This window comes from Sphingobacterium prati (assembly GCF_013167215.1).
In the GTDB taxonomy this organism is placed as follows: domain Bacteria; phylum Bacteroidota; class Bacteroidia; order Sphingobacteriales; family Sphingobacteriaceae; genus Sphingobacterium; species Sphingobacterium prati.
In genome coordinates this window covers 40,816-64,783 of record NZ_JABJWY010000032.1, presented here as the reverse complement: position 1 = coordinate 64,783, position 23,968 = coordinate 40,816, and the positions used below count along the sequence as shown (strand labels likewise).

Annotated in this window: 24 protein-coding genes; 17 read left to right on the top strand and 7 right to left on the bottom strand. The window is 39.8% G+C overall.

The genetic code is table 11. The features are described from left to right. Positions 1 to 2: 2 nt before the first annotated feature. The 7 genes from hisH to HPC41_RS08630 all read right to left on the bottom strand — a co-directional run bounded on the left by hisH (position 3) and on the right by HPC41_RS08630 (position 6,558). A complete protein-coding gene (gene hisH / locus HPC41_RS08660; protein ID WP_172393639.1) occupies positions 3 to 602 on the bottom strand; it encodes an imidazole glycerol phosphate synthase subunit HisH in 600 nt (199 codons plus the stop codon). A gap of 107 nt (positions 603 to 709) precedes the next feature. Next, entirely contained in the window at positions 710 to 1,849 is a 1,140-nt protein-coding gene (gene hisB, locus HPC41_RS08655; RefSeq protein ID WP_172393638.1) for a bifunctional histidinol-phosphatase/imidazoleglycerol-phosphate dehydratase HisB, read from the bottom strand. Positions 1,850 to 1,853: 4 nt separating this feature from the next. Next, positions 1,854 to 2,912 (bottom strand): histidinol-phosphate transaminase, encoded by a 1,059-nt coding sequence (gene hisC / locus HPC41_RS08650; RefSeq protein WP_172393637.1) that lies wholly within the window; start codon positions 2,910 to 2,912, stop codon positions 1,854 to 1,856. 179 nt (positions 2,913 to 3,091) lie between these two features. Further along, positions 3,092 to 4,003, bottom strand: coding sequence for a ribonuclease Z (locus tag HPC41_RS08645; RefSeq protein WP_172393636.1), 912 nt, complete (start codon positions 4,001 to 4,003; stop codon positions 3,092 to 3,094). Between the two features lies 1 nt (position 4,004). Continuing rightward, positions 4,005 to 4,385: an STAS domain-containing protein gene (locus HPC41_RS08640; RefSeq protein ID WP_172393635.1), complete on the bottom strand. Its 381-nt coding sequence runs from the start codon at positions 4,383 to 4,385 to the stop codon at positions 4,005 to 4,007. A 33-nt stretch (positions 4,386 to 4,418) separates the two neighbouring features. After that, positions 4,419 to 5,369 carry a phosphoribosylaminoimidazolesuccinocarboxamide synthase gene (locus HPC41_RS08635; RefSeq protein WP_172393634.1) on the bottom strand — a complete coding sequence of 317 codons (951 nt, stop codon included), beginning with the start codon at positions 5,367 to 5,369 and terminating at the stop codon, positions 4,419 to 4,421. A 223-nt stretch (positions 5,370 to 5,592) separates the two neighbouring features. Continuing rightward, entirely contained in the window at positions 5,593 to 6,558 is a 966-nt protein-coding gene (locus tag HPC41_RS08630; RefSeq protein ID WP_172393633.1) for a PhoH family protein, read from the bottom strand. A gap of 422 nt (positions 6,559 to 6,980) precedes the next feature. On the opposite strand from HPC41_RS08630, the gene HPC41_RS08625 reads away from it, so the two are divergent. From HPC41_RS08625 to HPC41_RS08545, 17 genes are all read left to right on the top strand, one after another. After that, a complete protein-coding gene (locus tag HPC41_RS08625) occupies positions 6,981 to 7,769 on the top strand; it encodes an SAM hydrolase/SAM-dependent halogenase family protein (RefSeq protein WP_104385071.1) in 789 nt (262 codons plus the stop codon). A 172-nt stretch (positions 7,770 to 7,941) separates the two neighbouring features. After that, the gene (locus HPC41_RS08620; RefSeq protein ID WP_172393632.1) at positions 7,942 to 8,493 is read left to right on the top strand and encodes a hypothetical protein; all 552 of its coding nucleotides are present in this window, start codon (positions 7,942 to 7,944) and stop codon (positions 8,491 to 8,493) included. A 171-nt stretch (positions 8,494 to 8,664) separates the two neighbouring features. Then, positions 8,665 to 10,500: an ABC transporter ATP-binding protein gene (locus HPC41_RS08615; protein ID WP_172393631.1), complete on the top strand. Its 1,836-nt coding sequence runs from the start codon at positions 8,665 to 8,667 to the stop codon at positions 10,498 to 10,500. A gap of 103 nt (positions 10,501 to 10,603) precedes the next feature. Next, a complete protein-coding gene (locus tag HPC41_RS08610) occupies positions 10,604 to 11,002 on the top strand; it encodes a hypothetical protein (RefSeq protein ID WP_172393630.1) in 399 nt (132 codons plus the stop codon). Between the two features lie 77 nt (positions 11,003 to 11,079). Further along, positions 11,080 to 11,739 (top strand): heme exporter protein CcmB, encoded by a 660-nt coding sequence (locus HPC41_RS08605; protein WP_172393629.1) that lies wholly within the window; start codon positions 11,080 to 11,082, stop codon positions 11,737 to 11,739. Positions 11,740 to 11,774: 35 nt separating this feature from the next. Further along, positions 11,775 to 12,443, top strand: a complete 669-nt coding sequence (gene ccsA, locus HPC41_RS08600; RefSeq protein WP_172393628.1) for a cytochrome c biogenesis protein — start codon at positions 11,775 to 11,777, stop codon at positions 12,441 to 12,443. A 203-nt stretch (positions 12,444 to 12,646) separates the two neighbouring features. Next, complete coding sequence (locus HPC41_RS08595; RefSeq protein WP_172393627.1) at positions 12,647 to 12,856, top strand: CcmD family protein; 210 nt, start codon at positions 12,647 to 12,649, stop codon at positions 12,854 to 12,856. Between the two features lie 17 nt (positions 12,857 to 12,873). Beyond that, positions 12,874 to 13,857, top strand: a complete 984-nt coding sequence (locus HPC41_RS08590; protein WP_172393626.1) for a DUF6427 family protein — start codon at positions 12,874 to 12,876, stop codon at positions 13,855 to 13,857. A gap of 176 nt (positions 13,858 to 14,033) precedes the next feature. Next, positions 14,034 to 15,362, top strand: coding sequence for a BamG family beta-barrel-assembly machinery protein (gene bamG, locus HPC41_RS08585; RefSeq protein WP_172393625.1), 1,329 nt, complete (start codon positions 14,034 to 14,036; stop codon positions 15,360 to 15,362). Positions 15,363 to 15,366: 4 nt separating this feature from the next. Continuing rightward, a complete protein-coding gene (gene lptC, locus HPC41_RS08580; protein WP_172393624.1) occupies positions 15,367 to 15,990 on the top strand; it encodes an LPS export ABC transporter periplasmic protein LptC in 624 nt (207 codons plus the stop codon). Positions 15,991 to 16,290: 300 nt separating this feature from the next. Continuing rightward, positions 16,291 to 18,396, top strand: coding sequence for a peptidylprolyl isomerase (locus HPC41_RS08575; RefSeq protein WP_172393623.1), 2,106 nt, complete (start codon positions 16,291 to 16,293; stop codon positions 18,394 to 18,396). A 64-nt stretch (positions 18,397 to 18,460) separates the two neighbouring features. Then, positions 18,461 to 19,006, top strand: coding sequence for a DUF2480 family protein (locus tag HPC41_RS08570; protein ID WP_172393622.1), 546 nt, complete (start codon positions 18,461 to 18,463; stop codon positions 19,004 to 19,006). 95 nt (positions 19,007 to 19,101) lie between these two features. Then, positions 19,102 to 19,887, top strand: a complete 786-nt coding sequence (locus HPC41_RS08565; RefSeq protein WP_172393621.1) for a DUF3108 domain-containing protein — start codon at positions 19,102 to 19,104, stop codon at positions 19,885 to 19,887. Between the two features lie 5 nt (positions 19,888 to 19,892). Continuing rightward, on the top strand, positions 19,893 to 20,456 hold the full coding sequence (locus HPC41_RS08560; RefSeq protein ID WP_172393620.1) for a DUF3109 family protein: 564 nt from the start codon (positions 19,893 to 19,895) through the stop codon (positions 20,454 to 20,456). Positions 20,457 to 20,505: 49 nt separating this feature from the next. Next, positions 20,506 to 21,477, top strand: coding sequence for a polyprenyl synthetase family protein (locus HPC41_RS08555; RefSeq protein ID WP_172393619.1), 972 nt, complete (start codon positions 20,506 to 20,508; stop codon positions 21,475 to 21,477). Further along, the gene (locus tag HPC41_RS08550) at positions 21,477 to 22,529 is read left to right on the top strand and encodes a TerC/Alx family metal homeostasis membrane protein (RefSeq protein WP_172393618.1); all 1,053 of its coding nucleotides are present in this window, start codon (positions 21,477 to 21,479) and stop codon (positions 22,527 to 22,529) included. The genes HPC41_RS08555 and HPC41_RS08550 overlap by 1 nt, the downstream gene beginning before the upstream one ends. Before the next feature lie 197 nt (positions 22,530 to 22,726). Next, entirely contained in the window at positions 22,727 to 23,914 is a 1,188-nt protein-coding gene (locus HPC41_RS08545; protein ID WP_172393617.1) for a C1 family peptidase, read from the top strand. Positions 23,915 to 23,968 lie beyond the last annotated feature (54 nt).

The following is a 23,968-nucleotide window of genomic DNA, read 5'->3' as shown; positions in this document are numbered from 1 at the left end:
TTTTAGTCTAATTGAATTGTTGAAAAATTGAGCAACAACTGCTCACCTGCCTTTCCCGACTTCTCCGGGTGAAATTGTACGCCAAAGAAATTATCTTTGGAAATTGCTGCTGAAAATGGTAATCCGTAATCACATTTAGCAGCAGTGAATGCTGTGTCGTATTCGATATAATACGAATGGACAAAATAAAAGTAGCTCTGATCTTCTATATTCGCAAATAAAGGATTATTTGCCTGTATTGAAACGCTATTCCAACCCATATGAGGCACTTTTCCCGCTACTCCAGCCTCAAAATGTAACGTTTTCAGCGGGAACAACTTCAGCATCTCGGCCTCCCCTTCCTCAGAATAATCCGTCAACAATTGCATGCCGACACAGATACCTAGAACAGGTTTACGGAGTTCTTTAATATAAGGTACTAACCCTGACTCACGCAATTTATTCATGGCTGCTCCGGCATGGCCTACGCCTGGAATGATAATACGATCGTAAAGATCAATCTCCTCCGCCGTATTAATCATACCATAGGACAGCCCCACCCGCTCTAGCGCAGCAGTTAAGGAAAAGATATTTCCAGCGCCATAATTAATAATTCCTATCATTTTTGAGATTTGAGTATTGAGACTTGAGTATTAAGACTTTGGAGCCACAAGCTTACGCGGTCATCCTTAGTCTTTACCCATTGATTCTCGTTTTTAATTAAACAAAACTACAAAACTCCCTTTGTACTTGGTAATTGCATATGATCCGCATCCCGACGTACCGCTTTCTTAATTGATTTGGCAAAAGCTTTAAAAATTGCTTCGATCTTGTGATGCTCATTATCCCCTTCGGCTTTGATATTTAGATTTGATTTAGCGGCATCAGAAAAGGATTTAAAGAAATGGAAAAACATTTCTGTTGGCATATCACCTATTTTCTCCCGTTTAAATTCCGCATCCCATACGATCCAATTGCGTCCGCCAAAATCCAGTGCAACCTGTGCCAAACAATCATCCATCGGCAGGGTGTACGAGTAGCGTTCAATGCCACGTTTGTCGCCCAAAGCCTTCAAAAACACCTCGCCTAGGGCAATCCCTGTATCTTCGATGGTATGGTGTTCATCAATATGAAGATCTCCCTTTGCTTTTATCGTTAAATCCAGCGCGCCATGTCTCGCTAATTGATCCAACATGTGGTCAAAGAATGGCAGTCCAGTTTCAATTTCTGATTTCCCGGAGCCATCCAAGTTCAACTGAATAAAAATATCAGTTTCATTTGTCTTACGATGATGTTCGGCAGTACGCGTGCCAAGCTTAAGAAATTCGTATACTGTTTTCCAGTCTGTTGTTTCCAAAGCCACCACTTTCGGGTCAATGTCGACGTTCTCCAACACACCCAATTGATCATTGGCACGCAGCCATATTGCCTTGGCACCAAGATTTTGCGCGAGCCTCACATCATTGACACGGTCACCAATAACGAACGATTCACTTAAATTATATTTTGACGGATCGAAATATTCACCGAGCATACCAATACCGGGTTTACGTGTATCGGCATTTTCGTGTGGAAAAGTTTTATCTATATGTTCTTTGGCAAATACTACACCCTCTGCTGCAAACGTATCAATCACAAAATGATGGACGGGCCAGAAGTTTTCTTCCGGATGGGAAGATGTCCCCAGGCCATCTTGGTTAGAAACCAAGATCAATTCGAAATCCAGCTCCTTCGCGATACGTGGCAGGTACTGCAAGGCACCCGGATAGAATTTTAATTTTGCGAAAGAATCGATCTGCTCATCTTCCGGCTCCAAAATTAACGTTCCGTCACGGTCTATAAACAGTACACGTTTTAAGTTATCAGGCATAGTATTATTTATTGATTTGATTAAGTTTTTCTAATAATATTTGATTCTCCGCAGGCGTTCCAACTGTAATCCGCAAACAGCCCTCACAGAGTTCTACTTTAGACCGATCTCGGACAATGATTCCATATTGAACCAAGTAGTCGTACACTTGTCTGGGTTGCTCCATCTTGACCAAAATAAAATTGGCATCGGAAGGTGTGATATGTTGCACGTAATCCAGTTCAAGGAGTTGGCGTACAAGTTTATCACGTTCTGCTACCGTCTCTTTGATCCAGTCGTTGACTTGATCCACATTATTCAACGCCTCCAACACAATATCCTGTGTTGCTTGATTAATGTTATAAGGGGGTTTAATTTTATTATAAACCGCTATAATCTCTTTACTTGCAAATGCCATGCCCAATCGCAACGCAGCAAGTCCCCAGGCTTTGGATAAAGTTTGTAAGACCACTAAGTTAGGATATTCAGCCAATTCCTGCGTAAATGATTTCACAGCTGAAAAATTGATATAAGCTTCATCAACCACAACTAGTCCCTGAAAATTATTCAATATCGTTTCTATATCCTGACGTCGGATAGAATTTCCAGTGGGATTATTGGGCGAACAGATAAAAATTAACTTAGTATGGGCATCTATGGCATTCGCGATTCCATCCAAATCCAATTGATAGTCTGTGGTAAGGTTTACTTTCCTGAGCGCTACATCGTTGATATTTGCGGACACTTCGTACATGCCATAGGTCGGCGGAACGAGGATAACATTGTCCACGCCGGGTGTACAAAATGCGCGGTACAAAATATCAATAGCCTCATCACTTCCATTGCCCAAAAAAATATTTTCAGATGGAACACCTTTTATTGTTGAAAGTTTTGCTTTGACTTGATGTTGGAGTGGGTCTGGATATCGGTTGTAATCATGGTTTAGTGGGGATCCAAAAGGATTTTCATTGGCATCAATCAATATAGATGCATCCCCTTTAAATTCATCTCTTGCGGACGAATACGGTACGAGCTTCTTGATATTTTCCCGTAATAGGTTGTTTAAGTTGAATGGATTATCCATTATAAAAAAATTAGAGCCGTAAACTTAGATAAATTGTTTATCAAATGCAATATAATAAGCAATTTATTCGCAGAAGACTGTCCCTGACCGGTAGATATGGTTGTGTACAAATTATCCTTTTCCCGTTGAGCAAAAAAGGATCGATTAAAAGGTGATGTCAACAAGAAGCGCAATAAAAACTACACTGAAAACCACTTACCTTCAACCGATAGTTCGGTATTTGGGAATACCGTTCGGGCTTCTTCCAATAGCGGCCCCAGGTCACGGTACCGAGCAGAGTAATGGCCTAGCAATAATTTCTTTGCATGGGTTTCTTTTGCGATTTCCCCCGCCTCCAAGGTTGTTGTATGAAAGGTTTCCTTTGCCCGGTCTACCATATCATGCAAAAATGTAGATTCATGGTATAGGAGATCAGCATGCTGAATATAGGACAAATAATCGCCCGTGCGCACTGTATCTGAACAATACACGTAGCTTCTAGACTTGGGAGCAGGTAAGCTCAATTGATCTGCCGGATAAACAGTCCCTTTTTCGTCGACATAATCAAGCCCTTTCTTAATGGCAGGGTAATATACCGTGGGAATATTTAACGCTTGGACTACATCGCCAAGCAGGGTCCGGGCCCTTGGTCCCTCATCAAAACGAAAACCAGTGCAGGCTATACGATGTATTAAAGGGAAAGTGCTTATTTTTAAGGTCCGATTTTCAAAGATAACACCGGGCTCTTCGGGTGATATTGGATGAAAAATAAGATTATAGCGTAAGATCGTTTCAGAATGCAGAAATTGGATATCCAAAATCTCCTTCAAGGCAGCCGGTCCATACAAATGAAGATCACTTTTGCGGCCAACGAGGTGCATCGAAGAGAGCAGCCCCACCAATCCTAAATAGTGATCTCCATGTAAGTGGCTAATAAAAATATGTGCAATGCGATTGCTTTTAATTCCGTATCGGCTCAACTGCATTTGTGTGCCCTCACCGCAGTCTATTAAAAACAATTGTTCATTAAAGTTCAACACTTGGCTAGTCGGATGCCGATCAAACATTGGTGTCGCCGAACTATTTCCTAATATTAGAACTTCAAACTTCATATTAATCCTCGATTGTCCCGCGGTATTCAGATTCCAATTCGTGTGCAAAGATCAAATCTTCAGCAACCTTCAGCGATGGCGCAATTTTTAACGATTTATCCAAATGTGATACACGGACCATATCCATTAATTTAGGGCAAAGATTGACCAAAATAAATACCCCGCCAACAGATTGACATAAACGGTGCGCCAGTATACCTAGACGTATACCAACTTCATCCGTCTTCTGGACATGAACCATATCCAGTACGATATTACGTTGACCAATTGTATTGCGCAACAAAAACTCCCCTTTAAGTTTAGCTGCATTCTCCGCATCTATCACTTCGACATGAGGCTCTATGACAATATAGCGATCGTGTTTATCAATAGTATACTTCATAAGTCTATCTCCTTAGTTTGAGGATACAATGTACTAATAATTTAGCTCTTTTAAGGCCTTTGTCACATTTCTTTCCACACGTTCCAAGACATTCTCTTGATCGGGGTAAACAAATTTTTCACCCACGATATGCTCATATAGCTCAATGTAGCGTTCGGAAATTGAGGCAATGATTTCATCTGTCATCTCAGGCACAACCTGCCCATCCTTACCTTGAAAACCATTATCAATCAGCCATTTTCGAACAAACTCCTTTGACAATTGCTTTTGAGCTTCACCGTTTTCTTGGCGTTCTTGGTATCCATCCGCATAGAAATAACGGGAAGAATCTGGTGTATGAATCTCATCGATCAACACTATTTTACCATCTTTTTTACCAAATTCATATTTGGTATCCACCAAAATCAACCCTCTTTGTGCTGCAATTTCGGTTCCGCGTTGAAATAAAGCTTTGGTGTACCTCTCCAGTTGCACGTAATCTTCTTCACTCACAATACCTTTTTTCAGAATATCTGCACGTGAAATATCCTCATCATGACCTACGGCGGCTTTGGTCGTTGGTGTAATAATTGGCTCAGGCAATTTATCATTCTCCCTCAATCCTTCAGGGAGAGACTCTCCACAAACCTCACGTTTACCCGCAGCATACTCACGCCAAGCATGTCCGGACAGATACCCACGGATAACCATTTCTACTTTAAACGGTTCACACATTTGACCTATCGTCACACTGGGATCTGGTACTGATACGACCCAATTTGGAATAATATCAGCTGTCGCTTTTAAAAATTTAGCTGCAATTTGATTCAATACCTGTCCTTTGTAGGGAATAGGTCGAGGGAGTACCACATCAAATGCCGAAATACGGTCAGAGGCTACCATCGCCAGATAGGTGTCGGCAATCGTATACACGTCACGTACTTTTCCTCTGTAAAAAGCAGTTTGATTCTCGAAATTGAAATTTGTTTCTTTTATAGCGTTCATGTTCAAAGTAAAATTCAAATATTATATAATTAAATAATCAATGTTGGCTTTCATCCATCTCAATGAATCCATTCACTTAACTATTCGTTTACGCCTATACTGGACAGCATAGATAAGTACAGATATTGTACCTTTTTTAGGCTATAGCGAATATCCAGATTGACATCAGTATCATTCCTTTGCGATCATGGGTATTTCAACGGTCCGTGGCACGACGAAGAATTTAAATATCGCCGTACGCTTCCAAAATACGTCGTACCAATTTATGACGCACCACATCGCCACCGCTTAGGTGGATAATATCGATACCTTCAATATCTTCCAGCAAACGGATCGATGTTGAAAGTCCAGACTGATTCTTTTTGGGAAGATCCACCTGGGTCATATCTCCGGTGACAATAAATTTTGCGGTAGGCCCCATACGGGTCAAAAACATCTTTAACTGCATATCCGTTGCATTTTGAGCTTCATCCAAAATGACAAAACAGTTATCAAGTGTACGGCCCCGCATAAATGCTAATGGTGCAACCTCGATGGTACGATTTTCTAAATATCCTTTTAATTTCTCTGCCGGGATCATATCATCTAGCGCATCGTAAAGTGGCCTCAAATAGGGATCTACCTTTTCTTTCAGGTCACCGGGCAAAAAACCGAGATTTTCTCCAGCCTCTACCGCTGGTCTTGTCAAAATAATCCGTTTGATTTCCTTATTGCGAAGTGCCCTGACAGCAAGTGCGACAGCAGTGTATGTCTTTCCCGTCCCTGCTGGACCAATGGCAAATAAGATGTCATTTTTCGAAATACTATCAACCATTCGTCGTTGGTTGGCTGTTCGTGCCCGAACAATCACACCATTAGGTCCGTAAACAATGGGTTCAGAACCAAATGCTGCTTGCTTAGCCGCAATCTCCTTTTCCTGCTGCGCGGCTGAGCCTGCGCTAGCCCCTAGGAGATTTTCAAAATCCAACAAGGTAATGTTGTTGAATTTCTCTAGATGAGCCATGACTTCCTTAAACGATTGCTCAAATAGTTCCAATTCCTTCGCATCTCCCAACACTTTCATTTCACTTCCACGAGCTACAATCCGCAGTTTTGGGAATTGTTTCTTCAAATAATCAAAGTGCTCATTGTCTGCTCCCCATAATATGGGCAAATTCAGACCATCTAATGCAATTAGTAATTCGTTCAAATTTTATCCTATTTTAGAATTAATTAGATTGTAGCTATTACGCAATAACTCCTATGCGTAATACTATTCAAAATTAACGTATTCTAATGAGAAAATATGCCATCCTGCAGAGATTTTTGCAAAAAGAAAACCAAATTATTTTTTTTGCATTTCATACTAGCGTCTTGCTCTTAAAAGTAGATCTGCAGGCTGCACAAATCGATTCTTTACAACAGAAGACAAAGCTATGTTTGTGTATATCAATCGAAAAAAGATATATTCAAAATAAGTTCTTCAATTAGCTTTACAAATCAGCTGATAAATAGTAATTTTGCTCTCTATTTAAATAGATTTTTCAACAACAGAGCAAGTAAACAACAGAAGATCTATTCTATTCATTCAAAAAGGGAATTCGACAGCAATTCGGTCTATTTTAGGTTATAATGGCAGTAATTACGTTAACGACAGATCTAGGACATAAAGATTTTTATCAAGCTGCGCTAAAAGGGAGCCTTTTAACGCAGTTGTCTGATGTTAATATTGTCGATATCACCCACGAAATTCCAGCATTCAACATTCCGCGCGCAGCCTTCGTTCTTGGTAATGCCTATCATTATTTCCCCAAAGGGACGGTACATATCATTGGTATCAACACCTTGTTTCATGAGGAATCCAAATACATTGGCATGAAATACAAGGATCATTATTTTGTAGGTGCAGACAATGGTATTTTCAGCTTATTGTTGAATGGGAATGAACCGCAGGAATTGTACGAGCTCAATTTGATGCAGGATCTGCGATACCTCCATTTCCCCCTTGCAGACATCCTATCCAAATCAGCCTGCCATATTGCAAAAGGTGGCAAACTGAAAGATGTAGGTACCCCCATGCATCAACTGATCGAAAAAGTTACGTTACAGCCGATCTTTGATAAGGATATGATCCGAGGCAATGTCATTTACGTTGATGCTTTTGGCAATGCCATTACCAACATTTCAAAAGATCTATTTAACAAAGTCCAAAAAGGGCGAAATTTCATCTTGTACTTCAAACGCAACGAAACCATCACCAACCTTTCCTGGCACTACAATGAGGTGGGTGAGGGCGAAAAATTATGTCTCTTTGGCATCAGTAATTATTTAGAAATTGCCATTAATAAGGGTAATGCGAGCCAACTTTTGGGACTACACGATGATGATTCCAATGTCATTCGTATCGAATTTAAAGATTAATTTCATAAATTCATTTCTAGAAATTGTTGATTTGTTTGTCTCCACTCCCAAGTAGGGATTCGACCTGCAACAGTCACACAGGTAATTTATCGGACTTTATCAGTGCAACGGGTGCCAACAAATCAAAGCAATTTTAAGCAAACTTAATATTAGATTGATTGGTTCATTGCTTATGAAGTTTTTAACATACACGCTATTATCTTTTCTTCTATTTTTTAACCTGGGGTATTTGATGGCCCAGGAAAATGCGGATTCCAGTGCATTTGAAGTACAGCGTAAACGTGTCAATAGCCTTCTTGAGGCAAGACAGCAGAAGTTTGGTGCCTACGACACAAGCCTCACCCAGAAAACAGGACTATTTGGACTGTTTAAATCCAAGGGCGATATGCAAAAAAGTATCGATATCCTCAAGGATGTCGTGATCACGGATAATAACATCTTCCTGGAAACCCAGCAGCTGCTCAAAATCAAAGATTTCGAAAAAGACAAGTTCCGGCAGATGGCCACTGAATACGATAAGCAGATCTCGGCCTATATGGGCACAATCAATAAACTTCAGCTTGAAAATGAAAGACTTAGAACACAATTGGACAAATCAACGGGAAACGGACTGTCCGGCAATGTATGGCTTTACCTTGCTCTGCTCGTCATCATTGTGCTAGCGGTCTTATTGTATCGTAGCCGTACACAAAAACCAGTCCCTATTCCTAAAAATACGGACTAGCACCTGTTACTTTAGTGTGTACAGCGGTGACTTGCATTCCAAAAGTTGGTCAAATGACAACTTTAGTTGGTTAAAACCAGTCAAAAGCCAAAAATTGACCAAAGTATGATAGCAAAATATTTTTAATCTCTTTACATTTGTCCTCGCAACAAAACATTGAAGTAGCGGATTATGGCAAGAGGTTTCAATAGTGGTAATAAACAAGAAGAAGATCTACCAAAACCAAAGTTAAATAAGGAGCTCCTATTACGGGCTTCGAAAATAATGACCTATCTAAGGCCTTATCGGGTTAAGTTTGGAATCGGAATGTTATTTTTGGTATTATCCAGCCTTTCCATGCTGGCTTTTCCCGCACTGTTGGGTGCGATGATTGATGCTGCTCAGGGAAAGCAAACGTACGCCTGGCTGACGCCTGAAGTTTATTATATTGGTGGAATAGCCTTTATTATTCTATCGTTCACCTCGGTCGTTTCTTTTTTTCGTATTCGTATCTTTGTTGAGATTGCTGAACGCGCCTTGGCAAAAATCCGTAAGGATACCTATCATAAGCTGATCTCCTTGCCGATTGAATTTTTTGCCAATCGTCGCGTGGGAGAATTAAATAGCAGACTTTCTGCCGATTTATCTCAGATCCAAGATACCTTGACCACCACATTAGCTGAAATTTTAAGACAATTGATCAGCCTTTGCTTTGGTGTATTTCTGCTCGTCTGGGTATCGCCTAAATTAGCCTTAATGAATCTCTGCATATTGCCTGTCATCGTGGTTGCCGCAATTGTCTTCGGTAAATTTATCCGTGAATTATCCAGACAGGCGCAGGATAAGATGGCGGAATCAAATAGCATAGTTCAAGAAACTTTATTGGGCATTAGCAATGTCAAAGCTTTTGTAAACGAATACTTTGAATTCAATCGTTACAGCAATCAGATGGACTCTGTTGTCAAATTAGCGGTCAAGGGAGCAACATTTCGTGGAGCCTTCGCTTCATTTATCATATTCTGTATTTTCGGTGCTGTTATCGCCGTTATTTGGTATGGGGCAGCTTTAGTCTCTATCCATGAGATGTCTGTTGGTGATCTAACGACATATATCCTATATTCGATGTTTGTCGCCGGGTCTATGGGTAGTTTCCCTGAATTATACGCAAACATACAGCGCTCACTTGGCGCCAGCGAAAGGATCCTGGAAATTCTTGATGAACCACAGGAAGACATCAAGGTTGAACCGAGCTGCAAAGATATCAGCAAGAAAATGAGCGGAGATCTCCGTTTTGATCATGTGGCATTTTCGTACCCTAGTCGTCCAGATATTGACATTCTAAAAGACATTAATTTTACAGCCAATGCTGGCGATAAAATCGCTATCGTCGGCCCGAGCGGCACCGGAAAATCAACCATTGCTTCTTTAATACTTCAGTTTTATACCAGCAATAAGGGAGAAGTACTTTACGATGGCAAGCCGGCCACAGACTTCGACCTCTGCGATATACGAAACCAGGTAGCGATCGTACCGCAGGACGTTTTGCTATTTGGCGGAACGATTCGCGAAAATATCGCTTATGGCAAGTTAGATGCCACGGAAAATGAAATAACTGAAGCCGCCACACGGGCCAATGCACATCAATTTATATTGAATTTTCCGGAAGGATATGATACCGTGGTCGGTGAAAGGGGCGTAAAACTATCCGGCGGGCAACGTCAACGAATCGCCATTGCCCGAGCTTTACTCAAAGATCCGGCTATACTTATTCTAGACGAAGCGACATCTTCATTGGATTCAGAGTCGGAGCGTCAGGTTCAAGACGCTTTGGAAGAATTAATGCGTGGCCGTACATCCGTTATCATTGCCCACCGTCTATCGACGATTGTTGATGCCGATAAAATTATCGTGGTCGAAAATGGTGTTGTCTCGGAAAGCGGAACACATTTCGAATTATTACAGAAAGAAACCGGACTGTACCGCCACCTCTATACCTTGCAATCCAAACAGCAAAAGGTAGATTTGTAAAATTTTGTTAATTATTGATTCTTTTTAAACAAATTGTGCTAGTGATTGTTCATTTGGTATTATACTTGATTATCATTTGAATACACAATAAAATAGAAGAATTATGAAAAATAGCAAAAATGGATTAGTGGCATTTGCTTTGGTAGGATTGGCTGCGGGAGCTGCTGCATGGTATCTTTTAGGAACCGATGACGGGAAAAAACAATTAGATCGTGCAAATGATGGCATCAAAAGCTTAACTAAGTCATTGAAAGATCTTTCGAAAAAAGAAGCTAGAAAAGCACAAAAATTAGCGAATAGAGCATCCGCTGAGCTGGATAACTTAAAATCAAAAGCGCAAACTGCTTTCAGCAAAGCTACCGATGATGCCGATGCATTGAAAAACAAAGCAAAAGAGGCTGGTAGAGAAGCATTAGACCACGCAAACAACGCAGCGCAAAATTTAGCCAGCAAAATCGACGACACTACCGATGCGGCTAAATCAAAAATTTCTAATACATAAGTAAAAAAAGCATTTTTTTAAGAATTGATGGTTTGGCCTCCTTCTGTGGTTAAAATACATTTGTATCTTTGCGGAATATGACTTTACTGCAACAGGTAAAAACCTTAATTCTTAAAGACATCATTCTGGAATGGCGGTCAAAATACGCCATAAACGGAATCCTACTATATGTCGTATCTACTGTATTTGTTTGTTATCAAGCATTCAAATCAGTAGATACCACAGTTTGGAATGCATTGTTTTGGATTATCCTATTATTTGCATCCATTAATGCCATTAACAAGAGTTTTGTTCAAGAAAACCCCAACCGGCAACTCTACTACTACGCTTTAGTCGATCCCCGGGCAATTATCCTCGCCAAAGTCATTTACAATATGTTATTGATGACCATCTTGGCCACTATAGCATATTTCGTTTATTCTACCATATTCAAAAATCCCCTCGGGGATCCCATATTATATTTTATTTCAGTTATTTTAGGCAGTATCAGTTTTGCCAGTGTATTTACCATGATTTCTGGCATCAGCTCCAAGGCCGGGAATAATAGTACACTAATGGCCATTTTAAGTTTTCCGGCTATTATCCCCCTGCTTATCGTATTGATTAAGCTCTCCCGCAACGCAATAGAAGGCCTAGAAAGGGCCGCCAGTTCGAAAGAAATAATTGTATTACTTGCAATTAATGTAATCACGATCACTATTTCTTTATTGTTATTTCCGTACCTTTGGCGAGATTAAATTTAGAATTGAAAACAAATTAAATTCAATTTACCATGAGAAAAAAATGGTGGAAAATATTAGCTGTCACCATAATTTGTGCAGTCATTATCAACGGTCTTTTGGGCCCTGTCCCCCGCCTATTTATCCTTCACGAAAGCATCCGAAACGTCTATTTCCACGTCCCGATGTGGTCTGCAATGATCGTGATGTATCTGATTTCTGTTATTTATAGTATCAAATACCTCAATACAGGAAAACAAGAATACGATTTAATGGCTATAGAAGCTGTTAATACAGGTATTACCTTTTGTTTTTTTGGCTTGGCAACGGGAATGTTGTGGGCCAATATCACATGGGGCGAGCCATGGCCTAATGACCCGAAACTAAATGGTTCAGCGATAGCCACTTTAATGTACCTGGCCTACCTCGTATTGCGTAATGCGCTCGAGGAAGAGCAAAAACGAGCTAAAATCTCTGCTGTTTACAACATTTTTGCGTTTCCGATCATTATCGTTTTGCTTTATATTCTTCCGAAAATGACAGATTCCCTTCACCCTGGAAGCGGTGGAAATGCTACTTTTGGCCAGCTACAAATGAGCAATGAGCTTCGCCCAACATTTTATGCTGCAATGATCGGATGGCCCATGATCGCTTTTTGGATCTGCTCCCTTCGTTATCGAGTACGTCTATTGGAAAGAAAACAGCAAGAAATAGAATCGTAAAAATAAATAGGTAGGTATTTCAGCTATTTAACAGATAGACAGCCTCCTTAAAACGCCTACGCGTATAACAAAACAGGATATATATACTATAACGCTTCCATAAGGTTATAGAACATAAATAGCAGTGACACTGATAAAAAAATTAATTTAGATGGAATCAAAATTAATCGGCTTCACTTCAAGTATTAAAGACAAAGAATAGGATGAAAAAAATAACATTATCAATTGCAGTATTAATTTTATCAACTTTAAGCACCTTTGCACAGGATGACGTTGATATGGCAACGGGATTGCGAAGTGAAGGCAAAATCTATGTGGTTGTTCTCGTGATGTTAGTCATTTTTCTAGGTTTGGGGTTCTTCCTTTTCCTGCTTGACCGCCGCATCACGAAGTTGGAAAAAAAGAATAAATAGTATACTTATCACTTACCATGATTATAAGTCAGTTCAGAAATTATACACCAATAAATATTCTATTTTTATCCCTTGTAGGTTTTGTATTATGCCTAGGCATATTCCTGCACCTTCCGGATAAATTAGATTCCGTCATTTTTGAACCTGCGCTTGGCAATCTATTGGGTGAAAATAATTTAATTAATCTTTCTCCGGCAACGAATGTCTTTATAACGCTCATATTGACCATTTTTCAGGCGACGATACTCAATCGGATCACAAGCCATTTCAACTTACTAGGAAAACCTAGTTTTTTGGTTGCGCTGATGTACATGACATTAGCCAGTTTATTTTTACCTTTTTTGGTTCTGTCGCCTACGCTTATTTGTAACTTTATTTCGATCTGGATGCTGAGCAAATTGCTCTCGTTGTATCGTCAGACAGATGTGAAAGCGGAAATGTTCGATCTGGGTATGATCGTTGGCATAGGAAGTCTCATTTACTTTCCTTTTTTGAGCATGTTCTTCCTGCTGTGGATCAGTCTGCTTATATTCAGACCCTTCAACTGGCGTGAATGGATCACACCACTTTTGGGTTTGGCCACAGTCTATTTTATACTTGCGGTCATCTACTTATGGGTAGGCAAAATGGAGCTATTTTACACGATATGGTTGCCGTTCACTTATAAATTTCCTACGGCTATCCGCATTCAATTGCTCGATTACTTGGTGTTGGTGCCTGTACTCTTTACGCTGATCCTTTTTCTATTGATCCTCAAAGATAATTTTTTCAAAAGTATTGTCCACATCCGAAAGTCCTTCCAATTGTTGTTTTTCATGTTATGTCTGGCTGTGGCTTCCTTTTATTGGAACAAGAAATTGACTGAGGCCCATTTTTTACTCTGTGCTCCTCCAATCGCCATTTATATGGCATATTACTTCACCTATGCCAAAAAGAAATGGTTTTTTGAGATTATATATGCCATCATCGCCTTCACAATAATCTACTTTCAGTTTTTCTAACAAACTGTACAGCAAGTGTTTAACCTTTTTTAACAAAATCGGCTTAACAAGCTCATAAAAATTGAATAGTTTTGTATGCGAATAAAAGCAAAGAACATTTAATTACAGGAGTCAAAAACTCAAAGATTTCACTAAAAACTAAATAAACATTAGTTTCTCAATTTTATAGGTTGACCATGCAGAAACGCTTTATAAGCTCTCTAAGAAATAAATCACTCCAACTGTTGTTAGCAGGTGGAATTTTAGCTAGTTCTACTACCGCATTTGCCCAAAAAACGACATCCGCATCCCCTTATTCTCAATTAGGAATAGGTCAGATCCGTGAAGATTTATTACCTCAATACAGAGCTATGGGGGGGATCAATACAGCTATCCGTACATTAGATGGCGTCTTTTACAACACCAACCCCAGTAATCCGGCGTCTTATTCAGCTGCACGCTACAGCATCTTTGACGCAGGTCTGTATGGCAATTACACACAACTTAAATCAACAACGAAATCTGATAATACTGCCGACTTTGCCTTTAGTCATATTACCATGACTTTTCCGATGAAAAAATTTGGTGGTATCAGTATGGGAATATTGCCGTTCTCCGACGTGGGGTACCGGACAAGCTCACAGGAAGGAATCAACCAAGATGTTTATAATAAGGTGTTTACTGGTGAAGGAGGACTAACAAAAGCATACGCAGGTTGGGGCGTGCGTGTCTATAAAGGATTGAGCATAGGAGCGAATATGTCCTATCTCTTTGGTACATTAAACGACTTTAGCCGGGTTGAATTTCCGGTATCCTCCGGAGCTTTGAACCCACAACGTCAAAATAAACGCGAAATCCAAGGTATTATCTTTGATTATGGTCTACAATACGAGCAACCCCTAGGCAAGGAGTATTCATTGACCTTTGGGTATTCAGGATCATTAAACAATGATATAAAGGAGCGAACAACAATCATCGATACCAGGACTTCGCCCTCATCGGATCCAGACAATCAAAATATCCCGTTAGATACAACTTACATGTCTGATCGGGTCAGTAGGCATTTGACCCTACCATTAAAACATAATGTAGGGGTAACACTTGCGCGAAATGGTCGCTGGTTAGTTGGAGCAGATTTTAAATATGCAGATTGGTCAAAGTTTCAGGTTAGGAATGGTGAAAATCGATTACGTAAAAATTACGGTGTAGCCGTAGGCGGACAATTGACTCCAGATAGATCATCCCTCAAATACTTAAATCAAGTAGACTATCGTCTTGGATTTAGATACAACAAAACCCAATACTTTCAAGGTGGCGAGAATATCAACGACATGGCTGTTACTGTTGGTATAGGCTTACCGCTAGCGAGAACCAGCTATTCAACTGCTTTCTCCAAAATCAATTTCTCGGCAGAATTTGGTCAGATGGGTAAAGTATCCAATGGCCTGTTACGTGAACGTTATATCAACTTCAATATTGGCTTTACGCTAAATGACCGTTGGTTTAGAAGAAATCAATTTGACTAAGATAATGGTACGCAAAGTATCTGCACGATCCATAATTAAACATATATCGCCCCTGGTAATTCAATTTTTGCTAGGGGCGCTCTTATTGACCGCCTGTGAACCAGATCTAAAAGAGGTCGATCGGATTGCCAATTTAAAAAAAGAAGAAGCAGTGGATATATCACGGCACGTCGATATCATCTACAGCGATTCAACCCGGGTCAAAGCCAACCTCACAGCACCCGAAATGCGTATCAAACACGATAGCACTGAAATTTACGAGTTTCCAAAAAGCATAAAAATTATTTTCTACGATGAAAACCTTAAGGAAACACAGCGTATTACATCTGATCACGCCGTCCGAAGGGAAAAAGATAAAGTAACAATCTTTACTAAAAATGTAGTTGTCACCATGGCTGATGGATCTGTCTTGAAAACCGAGGAAATTATCTATGATGAGGGAGCGAAAGATCCGAATAGAACCTTTTATAATAACCTTCCAGTTCAGGCATTCTTTAAGGACCAAAGGGGCAATCTACAAGGATCCTCTTTTAGTTCAGATAAGGATCTGTTGCACGCCAACATACAGAACGCAACTGGCGTTGTTATCATCCAGGACAATAATTTATTCCCGTCCATAGGGCGGTAATAAATCACCTTTCTTACCTAAAATTCGGCAAGATCCGATGTATGGCTAGGCTAGGGTTAGATAGCGGGGAGCAAAAATGATACTGCAACAGATTACTTACGGCATATCGCGACAGCTTGGTCATGATCACTTCTTATAAAAAATGGACCGATACAAATAGTTTTTAAATTTGTTTTATTACATTCAGGAAAATATTCCGTTTTTTTTTATAAAAATTGTATCTTGCACCGCATTTTGCTATGCTATGCATAAATTAACGAAATACAAGTATTTACACAATATAAACACAATAAGCAGACTATGGGATTAATGGGCTTTTTGCGAAACAAAGCTGGTGTTATCTTGACAGCAGCCATGGCTATCGCAATTTTAGCATTTTTACTAGGCGATGTCGTTCGAGGAGGCGCCCCTTTTTGGGCCAGACATCAAAATCGTGTAGGGGAAGTCAACGGAACTGAAATTGAATATCCTGCGTTCAACCAGCAAGTAGAACAAGCAGAAGAAATGTTCAAACAACAAATGGGCGGCGCTGTTACCCCTCAGATGAGGACATATGCCGTACAACAGGTTTGGAACCAATTCTTATCCAGGGAGATCTTGAAAAAAGAGATCGAAAAAATCGGTTTGACAGTAGGTAAAGACGAATTAAATGATCTAGTAAAAGGACCAAATCCGTCACCTCAGATCGTACAAGCATTTACCAATCCTCAAACAGGTCAGTTTGACCGTACGCAATTGACAACTTTCATAAGCCAAGTGAACTCAGCGGGTAACCAAGCGGTATACGATCAATGGAACGCTTTGCTTGAAGGTGTGCAAGATGAACGCTTAAGTAGCAAATATGGCGAGTTACTTTCGAATAGTGTGTACGTGACTTCTTTGGAAGCCAACGAAGAATACCAAGAACGGAATAAATTGGCCAACTTCAAGTACATTCTTTTAGACTATGCTTCGGTAAAAGATGCTGAAGCCAAAGTAACTGATGCTGATTTCCAAGAATATTACAATGAACATAAAAATATGTTCAAAACGCAGGAGGAAACACGTGCAATCCAATACGTTACTGTGGATGCAAAACCTCTTGCGAAAGATTCATTGGCAGTAAAAGAAGCAATCAACAAGTTAAAACAAGATCTTATTGTTGCGAAGGACGATTCATTATTTGCTTCCATCAATTCAGACAATAAATATCCATTCACCTACGTAAAAAAAGGTCAATTGAGTCCTTCTTTGGATTCTGTTGTCTTTAACGTAGCAACAGGTACGACGGTAGGCCCATTTCTTAACAATAGTGCTTACGAGATAGCGAAAGTAGTTTCAACTGTTGTAGGTCCGGATTCAGTAAAAGCATCTCATATCCTTTTGGATGCCGCCGCAGAAGGCGGTGTTGACAAAGCTTTAGCAAAAGCGGATTCCATTAAAGGGTTGATCCTAAAAGGAGACAACTTCGCCGCATTGGCAGTACAGTTCAGCAGTGACCAGGGCAGTAAAACAAATGGTGGTGAACTGGGTACGTTTACAAGGGGCCGCATGGTACCTGAATTTGAAAAAGCTGTATTTGAAGGTAAAACCGGAGACATTAAAGTTGTAAAGTCCCAGTTTGGTGTACATATTATCAAAATTGAGAAACAGATCGGTACAGCAAAATACGCTAAAATAGCGATCATCGATAAAGTAATCAATAGCGGTAAAGAAACCTTAAACAATGCGCATAGTAAAGCTACTGCATTCTTATCGGCAGCTAATGCACAAAACTTTGCGCAAGAAGCTAAAAAACTTGGTTTAGAAGCGCGTACAGCATCTCGCGTAACAGCAATGGATAATGTACTTGATGGTACTGAAGCGCCCCGTGATTTAATAAAATGGGCTTTCGAAGCTAAAAAAGGTGATATCTCTGATAAAGTATTTGAAACTGAAACTTCTTATATCTTGGCAAGCCTAGTGGATGTACAACCTAAAGGCGTACTTTCGCTAGATGCAGTGAAAAAAGACATTGAGCCTGCAGTTAAAAACAAGGTTAAAGCGAAAGTCTTAAAAGAAAGATTTGCAAAGGCTTTAGCTGGAACTTCTTCCATTGACCAGGTGGCTCAAAAAGTGGGCAAATCTGCTATCCATGTGGAGAATGTGGTATTTGCCAACCCTGTTATTCCGGGTGTAGCCTTAGAAAATGCGGTAGTCGGTACAGTATTTGGACTTCAACCAAACAAACCTTCGAAAGCAATTGAAGGAAATACAGGGGTATATGTCGTGCAAGTGAATGGTTTCACAAACCCATCAGCAATCTCTGACATCAACGGACAAAAGAAACAAATGCTTGCAGCTAAAGCGCAACGTGCTTGGGGATCTATTTTCCGTGCATTACAGGACAAAGCTGAAATCATTGACAATAGAGTGAAATTCTTTTAGAAGATTTTTAAGTAAATTTGTAGCCGGACGAATTATCGTCCGGCTTTTTTTTGATAAAATAGCTATGGAAATTCAAACAAATATTGTCAATAAAGTTGCGCAAAGTGGATTAATAACTGTTGATCTGGCGGATTATCACCCGAACACTGATAATGTCCTGTATGATATCAAGGATAATCTATTCCATGGTCTGATGTTACGGGAAAAAGATTTCCGCGAGTTCATCAAAATACATGACTGGTCACAGTATGCCGACAAACATGTTGCAATCACGTGTACGGCAGATGCTATCATACCTACCTGGGCTTATATGCTTCTGGCAAATAAGTTGGAGCCCTACGCTTCAACAGTCATCTTCGGAGATTTAGATGAGCTCGTACGCATACAGTACGCCGCCGCTATCAACGAAATCGACATGGAGCAGTTTCGTGATCAACGGGTAGTTGTGAAGGGTTGTGGAGATACGTTTATTCCGGAATCGACATTTGTTCAGTTCACGGTGAAGCTTAGCAAAGTAGCTAAAAGTATTATGTACGGGGAACCTTGTTCAACAGTTCCAGTTTTTAAGAGAAGTCCTCAAGCCCCAAAAGCCGCTGACAAACAAGTCTAAGCAGCTGGCTTATGTGGGTTTCATCACCTTAAAAAGACAATTTATTCTGATGAAATTAACATTTCTTTTCAAACAATTTTCGTAAACTTACGTACATGAAACTTATATCGACATTGCTCCTATACTTATCCGTTTTTGTAAGTACAGTTTTCGCTCAGGATTTACCCCATTTAAAGGAATCTGCATTTAAAGGTGGAGAGAAATTAAAGTATAAACTCCGCTATGGCATAATTTCCGCAGCAACGGGAACGTTGACTGTCGGTGATACGAAAGACGGATTTGGGAATCCATCTTTTCATCTGTATGCTGCAGGTAAAACAGCTGGAGCATTTGCCATTTATACCGTAAGAAACGAATATAATTCGTATATCAATAGTAAGACATTCTTGCCTTACTATTATACGGAAAACATCCGTGAAGGTGGCTACAGAAGGAACGACAAAGTGCGTTTCAATCAGCAAACTCATACGGTGGTCGGTAACAAGGGAACATTTACATCCAAGGTGGATCAGACGTTTGATTTGCTATCCTCCTATTATTTTGCCCGCAATTTGGATTTAAGCTCGGTAAAGCCCGGGGAATCCTTTAAACTGACCTATTTCTTGAATGATGAAATAGCTACCCTCGGCATTCAATATATTGGAATCGAAAAAATAAAAACAGAATTGGGCACATTGGAATGCCTTAAATTCAGTCCCGAAATTAAACCGGGGCGTATCTTTAAAAAAAATAGCAAGCTTTACCTTTGGGTAACCAACGATGGTAACCGCATTCCAGTGAAGGCCAATGTCGATATATTAATTGGCTCTGTCACTTTAGAACTTCTGGAAGCAAGCGGACTAAAATATAAATTGGGCCAAAAAGCAAGCTACTCAAAATAAATAGAATGATTGAAGTAGGAAATGTATTGGTACACGAAGATCTGATCAATAATGACTTTGTGTGCAATCTATCAAAATGTAAGGGAATCTGTTGTATCGAGGGGGACTCGGGTGCACCTTTACTAGAAAGCGAAAAGGGAATTCTGGAGGAGATATATCCAAAGGTAAAACCCTATATGACAGAGAAGGGAATCGAAGCCATCGAGGAACAAGGCAAATACGTCGTCGATGTAGATGGTGACCTAACCACAACATGCGTTGATGGCAACAAAGAATGTGCGTACGTAACCTGGGAAAATGGGATCACCAAATGTGCAATCGAGAAGGCTTACGAGCTTGGGGAAATACACTGGCGGAAACCTGTTTCCTGCCACCTCTATCCTATCCGTACAACGCATTATCCAGAATTCGACGTGCTTCATTACGACCGTTGGCACATCTGTAAGGATGCATGTAGCTTTGGCAAAGAACTCCAAGTGCCGGTATATAAATTTCTGAAGGATCCTCTGATCCGTACATATGGTGAAGAATGGTACAAAAATCTCGAACAAGCAGTCGATGAGTTGTAACAAAATTACTATCTTTAAGCTTTAACTTTTTGGTATTTCATTCCAATTCATGTCAAAATTAAAAGAGATCCAACGCCCTATTACCCACGAACTTGAAGCTTTTGAAAAGAAATTCAAAGCGTCGATGAAAAGCTCCGTTCCCTTGTTGGATCGTATTACACAATACCTGATCAAACGCAAAGGCAAACAAATGCGCCCCATGTTTGTCTTTTTCTCAGCGGGCATCTGCAATGGGATTAATGAGTCGACTTATCGAGGTGCTGCCCTGGTGGAATTATTGCATACTGCTTCCTTGGTTCATGATGATGTCGTTGATAACTCTTACGAACGAAGGGGTTTCTTTTCCATCAATGCCCTTTGGAAAAACAAGATTGCGGTGCTGGTCGGTGATTTTTTGCTTTCAAGAGGTTTGCTGCTTTCTGTAAAACACCAAGATTATCACCTGCTAAAAATTGTTTCGGAAGCAGTCGATCAAATGAGTGAAGGGGAATTGCTTCAAATTGAAAAAGCACGCAAACTGGATATTGAAGAGACTATCTACTTTGAAGTTATACGTAAGAAAACAGCTTCATTGATTGCTTCTTGCTGTGCCTGTGGATCTGCTTCATCCAATGCTGATCAAGAGACCGTGGAGAAACTGCATCAATTTGGTGAGAAAATTGGTATTGCTTTCCAGATTAAGGATGACTTATTCGATTTTGGATTAGATGATGTGGGCAAGCCGTTAGGCAATGATATCAAAGAGAAAAAAATGACTTTGCCCTTGATTCATGCCTTAAACCAGACAAGCTCCAGCGAAAAGCGGCGGATTATCAATCTGGTTCGAAACCATAACGATGATCCAAAAAAGGTTGCTGAAGTAATCGATTTTGTACGCGGTAGTGGCGGACTTGAATATGCAACAGATAAAATGCTGGAATATCAGCAAGATGCCTTTCGCATCCTGGAGGATTTTCCAGATAATGAATACAAACAAGGATTATTGCAATTGGTAAAATATACAACAGAAAGAAAAAAATAATGAGTCACGAATTAATGTTTTTTGGAGGTTTCTTAATCTTCATTGCGCTTATGCTAGCCATTGACCTTGGACTATTTTCCAAGGGTGATAAGCCTGTTAGCTTAAAGACTGCAGCAATTATGAGCGCAGTATGGGTACTGTTCTCGTTAGGCTTCTATTGGCTACTACGCCACTATGGGTTTGAATTGCATAATATCCATGATTTAAATCATCTACAAGAGGTCATCACCAAACATCACCACGAGATCAAAATAATTCCCGGCGATCTTGCGGCAAGTTTAGACATCTATAATAAAAACCTGGGCTTGGAATATTTAACGGGATATGTTGTTGAATATGCGCTCTCGGTGGATAATATTTTCGTGATGGTATTGCTTTTCACCTCATTTGGGATTCCCGAACGATATTACCATAAAGTCTTAGTATGGGGGATTCTAGGAGCGATTATTATGCGGTTTTTGTTTATATTCCTAGGAGCAACATTGATCGCCAAATTCGGCTGGATCTTATATGTTTTTGGTGCATTCCTGGTCTTCACAGGTGTCAAGATGTTTATCAACCGCAACCAAGAGGAAGAAGTCGATCCGCAAAACCACCCTGTTGTCAAATTTGCCTCTAAATATTTTAAAGTAACACCGAAATTGGATGGTGGTCATTTTTTCCATATCGAGAATGGGGTAAAATACATGACACCCTTATTTTTGGTTTTATTAGTGATTGAATTCACCGATCTTATTTTCGCAGTGGATTCTATTCCTGCTATTTTCTCGGTGACCAAAGATCCGTACGTGGTATTCTTCTCGAATATTTTTGCCATCCTGGGATTACGTTCTATGTTCTTCTTACTAGTGAATATTATTCATAAGTTCCAATATCTAAAAGTCGGTTTGGCTTTTCTATTGGTCTTTATTGGTTTAAAGATGTTATTGCATCATTGGTTGGCAGAAGTGGGTTTCACCACCACCCATTCATTAATTGTCATCATCAGTATACTGGCATTAAGTATTATTGCTTCACTCCTCTTTCCAAAACATAAGGAACTTGCCGAGTAATCTGATAAACAAAAGGGTCGTAATTTATACGACCCTTTTGTTTATCACTATTTTAGTGCAGCTCTCCTCGTGTATTCTGCTGATATAAATGTATAAATTGCACCTTTTTTTGGAACAATTATTTTACAGACGATTTTACCGTACTAAATTTTATTTATTTAATTTAGCACCACTTTAAATTAACAAAATACTAACAAATGAATTGGAATAAATCGATTGTACTAGCTGCGTCTCTTTTTGCAGCTTCATTCCAAGTACAAGCCCAGGACAATTTGATCAATGCATTAAAAGCAAATCAAAATGACAATAGCAAATCCGGATTTACGTTTACAGAAGTTATCAATTTAGGGAACACTTCGATCAAAGATCAAGGTTCTTCAGGTACATGTTGGTCTTATTCAGGAAACTCTTTTTTAGAATCCGAGATGATCCGTATGGGTAAGCAGCCTGTGGAGATCTCTCAGATCTATACTGCGCGTAATACATACTTAGATAAAGCACGGACTTATGTGCGTCTTCATGGCGGATTATCATTGGGTGAAGGCGGACAATTTCACGACGTACTGAATTCATTCCGTAAATACGGGACAATGCCTCAATCGGCATATACAGGCCTTCACTATGGTAGCACACGCAATAACTTTGGAGAAATGACCTCCATGTTGGATGCGATGTTAGGTTCAATTGTAAAAGGAAAAGCACTGACACCAAACTGGGAAAAAGCTTATACGGCAGCAATGGATTCTTACTTGGGAGAAGTGCCAGAAAAGTTTGATTACAATGGTAAATCGTATACACCACGTACGTTTGCTGATCAGGTCATTGGTATCAACCCGGATGATTATGTTGGTATAGCCTCAGTTACTGATCATCCGTATTACAGCCAATTTGTTCTGTTAATTCCAGACAACTGGTCATTTGACCGTTTTTACAACGTTAAAATGAATGATTTAACGGATATCATTGATAACGCATTACAAAAAGGTTATACAGTTGCTTGGGCAACTGACGTATCGGAAAAAGGATTCTCCTGGAAAAATGGGGTCGCTTATGTTCCAGAAAAACCGTTCGAGCAAATGAGCGAAAAAGAAAAGGCAAGCATGTTCGTTGGTCCTAAACCAGAAATGAAGATTACGCCAGAAGAAAGACAAAAAGCTTTCGACAATTGGCAAACAACGGACGATCACGGCATGCATATTGTAGGTTTGGTAAAAGATCAAAACGGCAAAGAATATTATATTGTTAAAAACTCTTGGGGGACATCCAATGATTACAAAGGATATCTATATGCTTCCAAAGAATTTGTTCGCTATAAAACAACGTCTTTGCTGTTACATAAAGATGGTTTGACAAAAGATTTAAAATCTAAGATAAATATTAAATAAGCGATATATCCATCGTTTAAAACACCTCTGAAATTAATCTTTCAGAGGTGTTTT

What these genes read in the sequence shown, in the direction of transcription:
- bamG (WP_172393625.1), top strand. Translation starts at nt 14,034, where the DNA reads ATGCAGAAACGCTTTATAAGCTCTCTAAGAAATAAATCACTCCAACTG.
- HPC41_RS08550 (WP_172393618.1), top strand. Translation starts at nt 21,477, where the DNA reads ATGAGTCACGAATTAATGTTTTTTGGAGGTTTCTTAATCTTCATTGCG.
- HPC41_RS08620 (WP_172393632.1), top strand. Translation starts at nt 7,942, where the DNA reads ATGAAGTTTTTAACATACACGCTATTATCTTTTCTTCTATTTTTTAAC.
- HPC41_RS08555 (WP_172393619.1), top strand. Translation starts at nt 20,506, where the DNA reads ATGTCAAAATTAAAAGAGATCCAACGCCCTATTACCCACGAACTTGAA.
- HPC41_RS08635 (WP_172393634.1), bottom strand. Translation starts at nt 5,369, where the DNA reads ATGAACGCTATAAAAGAAACAAATTTCAATTTCGAGAATCAAACTGCT.
- hisC (WP_172393637.1), bottom strand. Translation starts at nt 2,912, where the DNA reads ATGGATAATCCATTCAACTTAAACAACCTATTACGGGAAAATATCAAG.
- HPC41_RS08645 (WP_172393636.1), bottom strand. Translation starts at nt 4,003, where the DNA reads ATGAAGTTTGAAGTTCTAATATTAGGAAATAGTTCGGCGACACCAATG.
- HPC41_RS08560 (WP_172393620.1), top strand. Translation starts at nt 19,893, where the DNA reads ATGATTGAAGTAGGAAATGTATTGGTACACGAAGATCTGATCAATAAT.
- ccsA (WP_172393628.1), top strand. Translation starts at nt 11,775, where the DNA reads ATGAGAAAAAAATGGTGGAAAATATTAGCTGTCACCATAATTTGTGCA.
- HPC41_RS08565 (WP_172393621.1), top strand. Translation starts at nt 19,102, where the DNA reads ATGAAACTTATATCGACATTGCTCCTATACTTATCCGTTTTTGTAAGT.
- HPC41_RS08595 (WP_172393627.1), top strand. Translation starts at nt 12,647, where the DNA reads ATGAAAAAAATAACATTATCAATTGCAGTATTAATTTTATCAACTTTA.
- HPC41_RS08615 (WP_172393631.1), top strand. Translation starts at nt 8,665, where the DNA reads ATGGCAAGAGGTTTCAATAGTGGTAATAAACAAGAAGAAGATCTACCA.
- HPC41_RS08625 (WP_104385071.1), top strand. Translation starts at nt 6,981, where the DNA reads ATGGCAGTAATTACGTTAACGACAGATCTAGGACATAAAGATTTTTAT.
- lptC (WP_172393624.1), top strand. Translation starts at nt 15,367, where the DNA reads ATGGTACGCAAAGTATCTGCACGATCCATAATTAAACATATATCGCCC.
- hisH (WP_172393639.1), bottom strand. Translation starts at nt 602, where the DNA reads ATGATAGGAATTATTAATTATGGCGCTGGAAATATCTTTTCCTTAACT.
- HPC41_RS08590 (WP_172393626.1), top strand. Translation starts at nt 12,874, where the DNA reads ATGATTATAAGTCAGTTCAGAAATTATACACCAATAAATATTCTATTT.
- HPC41_RS08640 (WP_172393635.1), bottom strand. Translation starts at nt 4,385, where the DNA reads ATGAAGTATACTATTGATAAACACGATCGCTATATTGTCATAGAGCCT.
- HPC41_RS08605 (WP_172393629.1), top strand. Translation starts at nt 11,080, where the DNA reads ATGACTTTACTGCAACAGGTAAAAACCTTAATTCTTAAAGACATCATT.
- HPC41_RS08545 (WP_172393617.1), top strand. Translation starts at nt 22,727, where the DNA reads ATGAATTGGAATAAATCGATTGTACTAGCTGCGTCTCTTTTTGCAGCT.
- HPC41_RS08610 (WP_172393630.1), top strand. Translation starts at nt 10,604, where the DNA reads ATGAAAAATAGCAAAAATGGATTAGTGGCATTTGCTTTGGTAGGATTG.
- hisB (WP_172393638.1), bottom strand. Translation starts at nt 1,849, where the DNA reads ATGCCTGATAACTTAAAACGTGTACTGTTTATAGACCGTGACGGAACG.
- HPC41_RS08570 (WP_172393622.1), top strand. Translation starts at nt 18,461, where the DNA reads ATGGAAATTCAAACAAATATTGTCAATAAAGTTGCGCAAAGTGGATTA.
- HPC41_RS08575 (WP_172393623.1), top strand. Translation starts at nt 16,291, where the DNA reads ATGGGATTAATGGGCTTTTTGCGAAACAAAGCTGGTGTTATCTTGACA.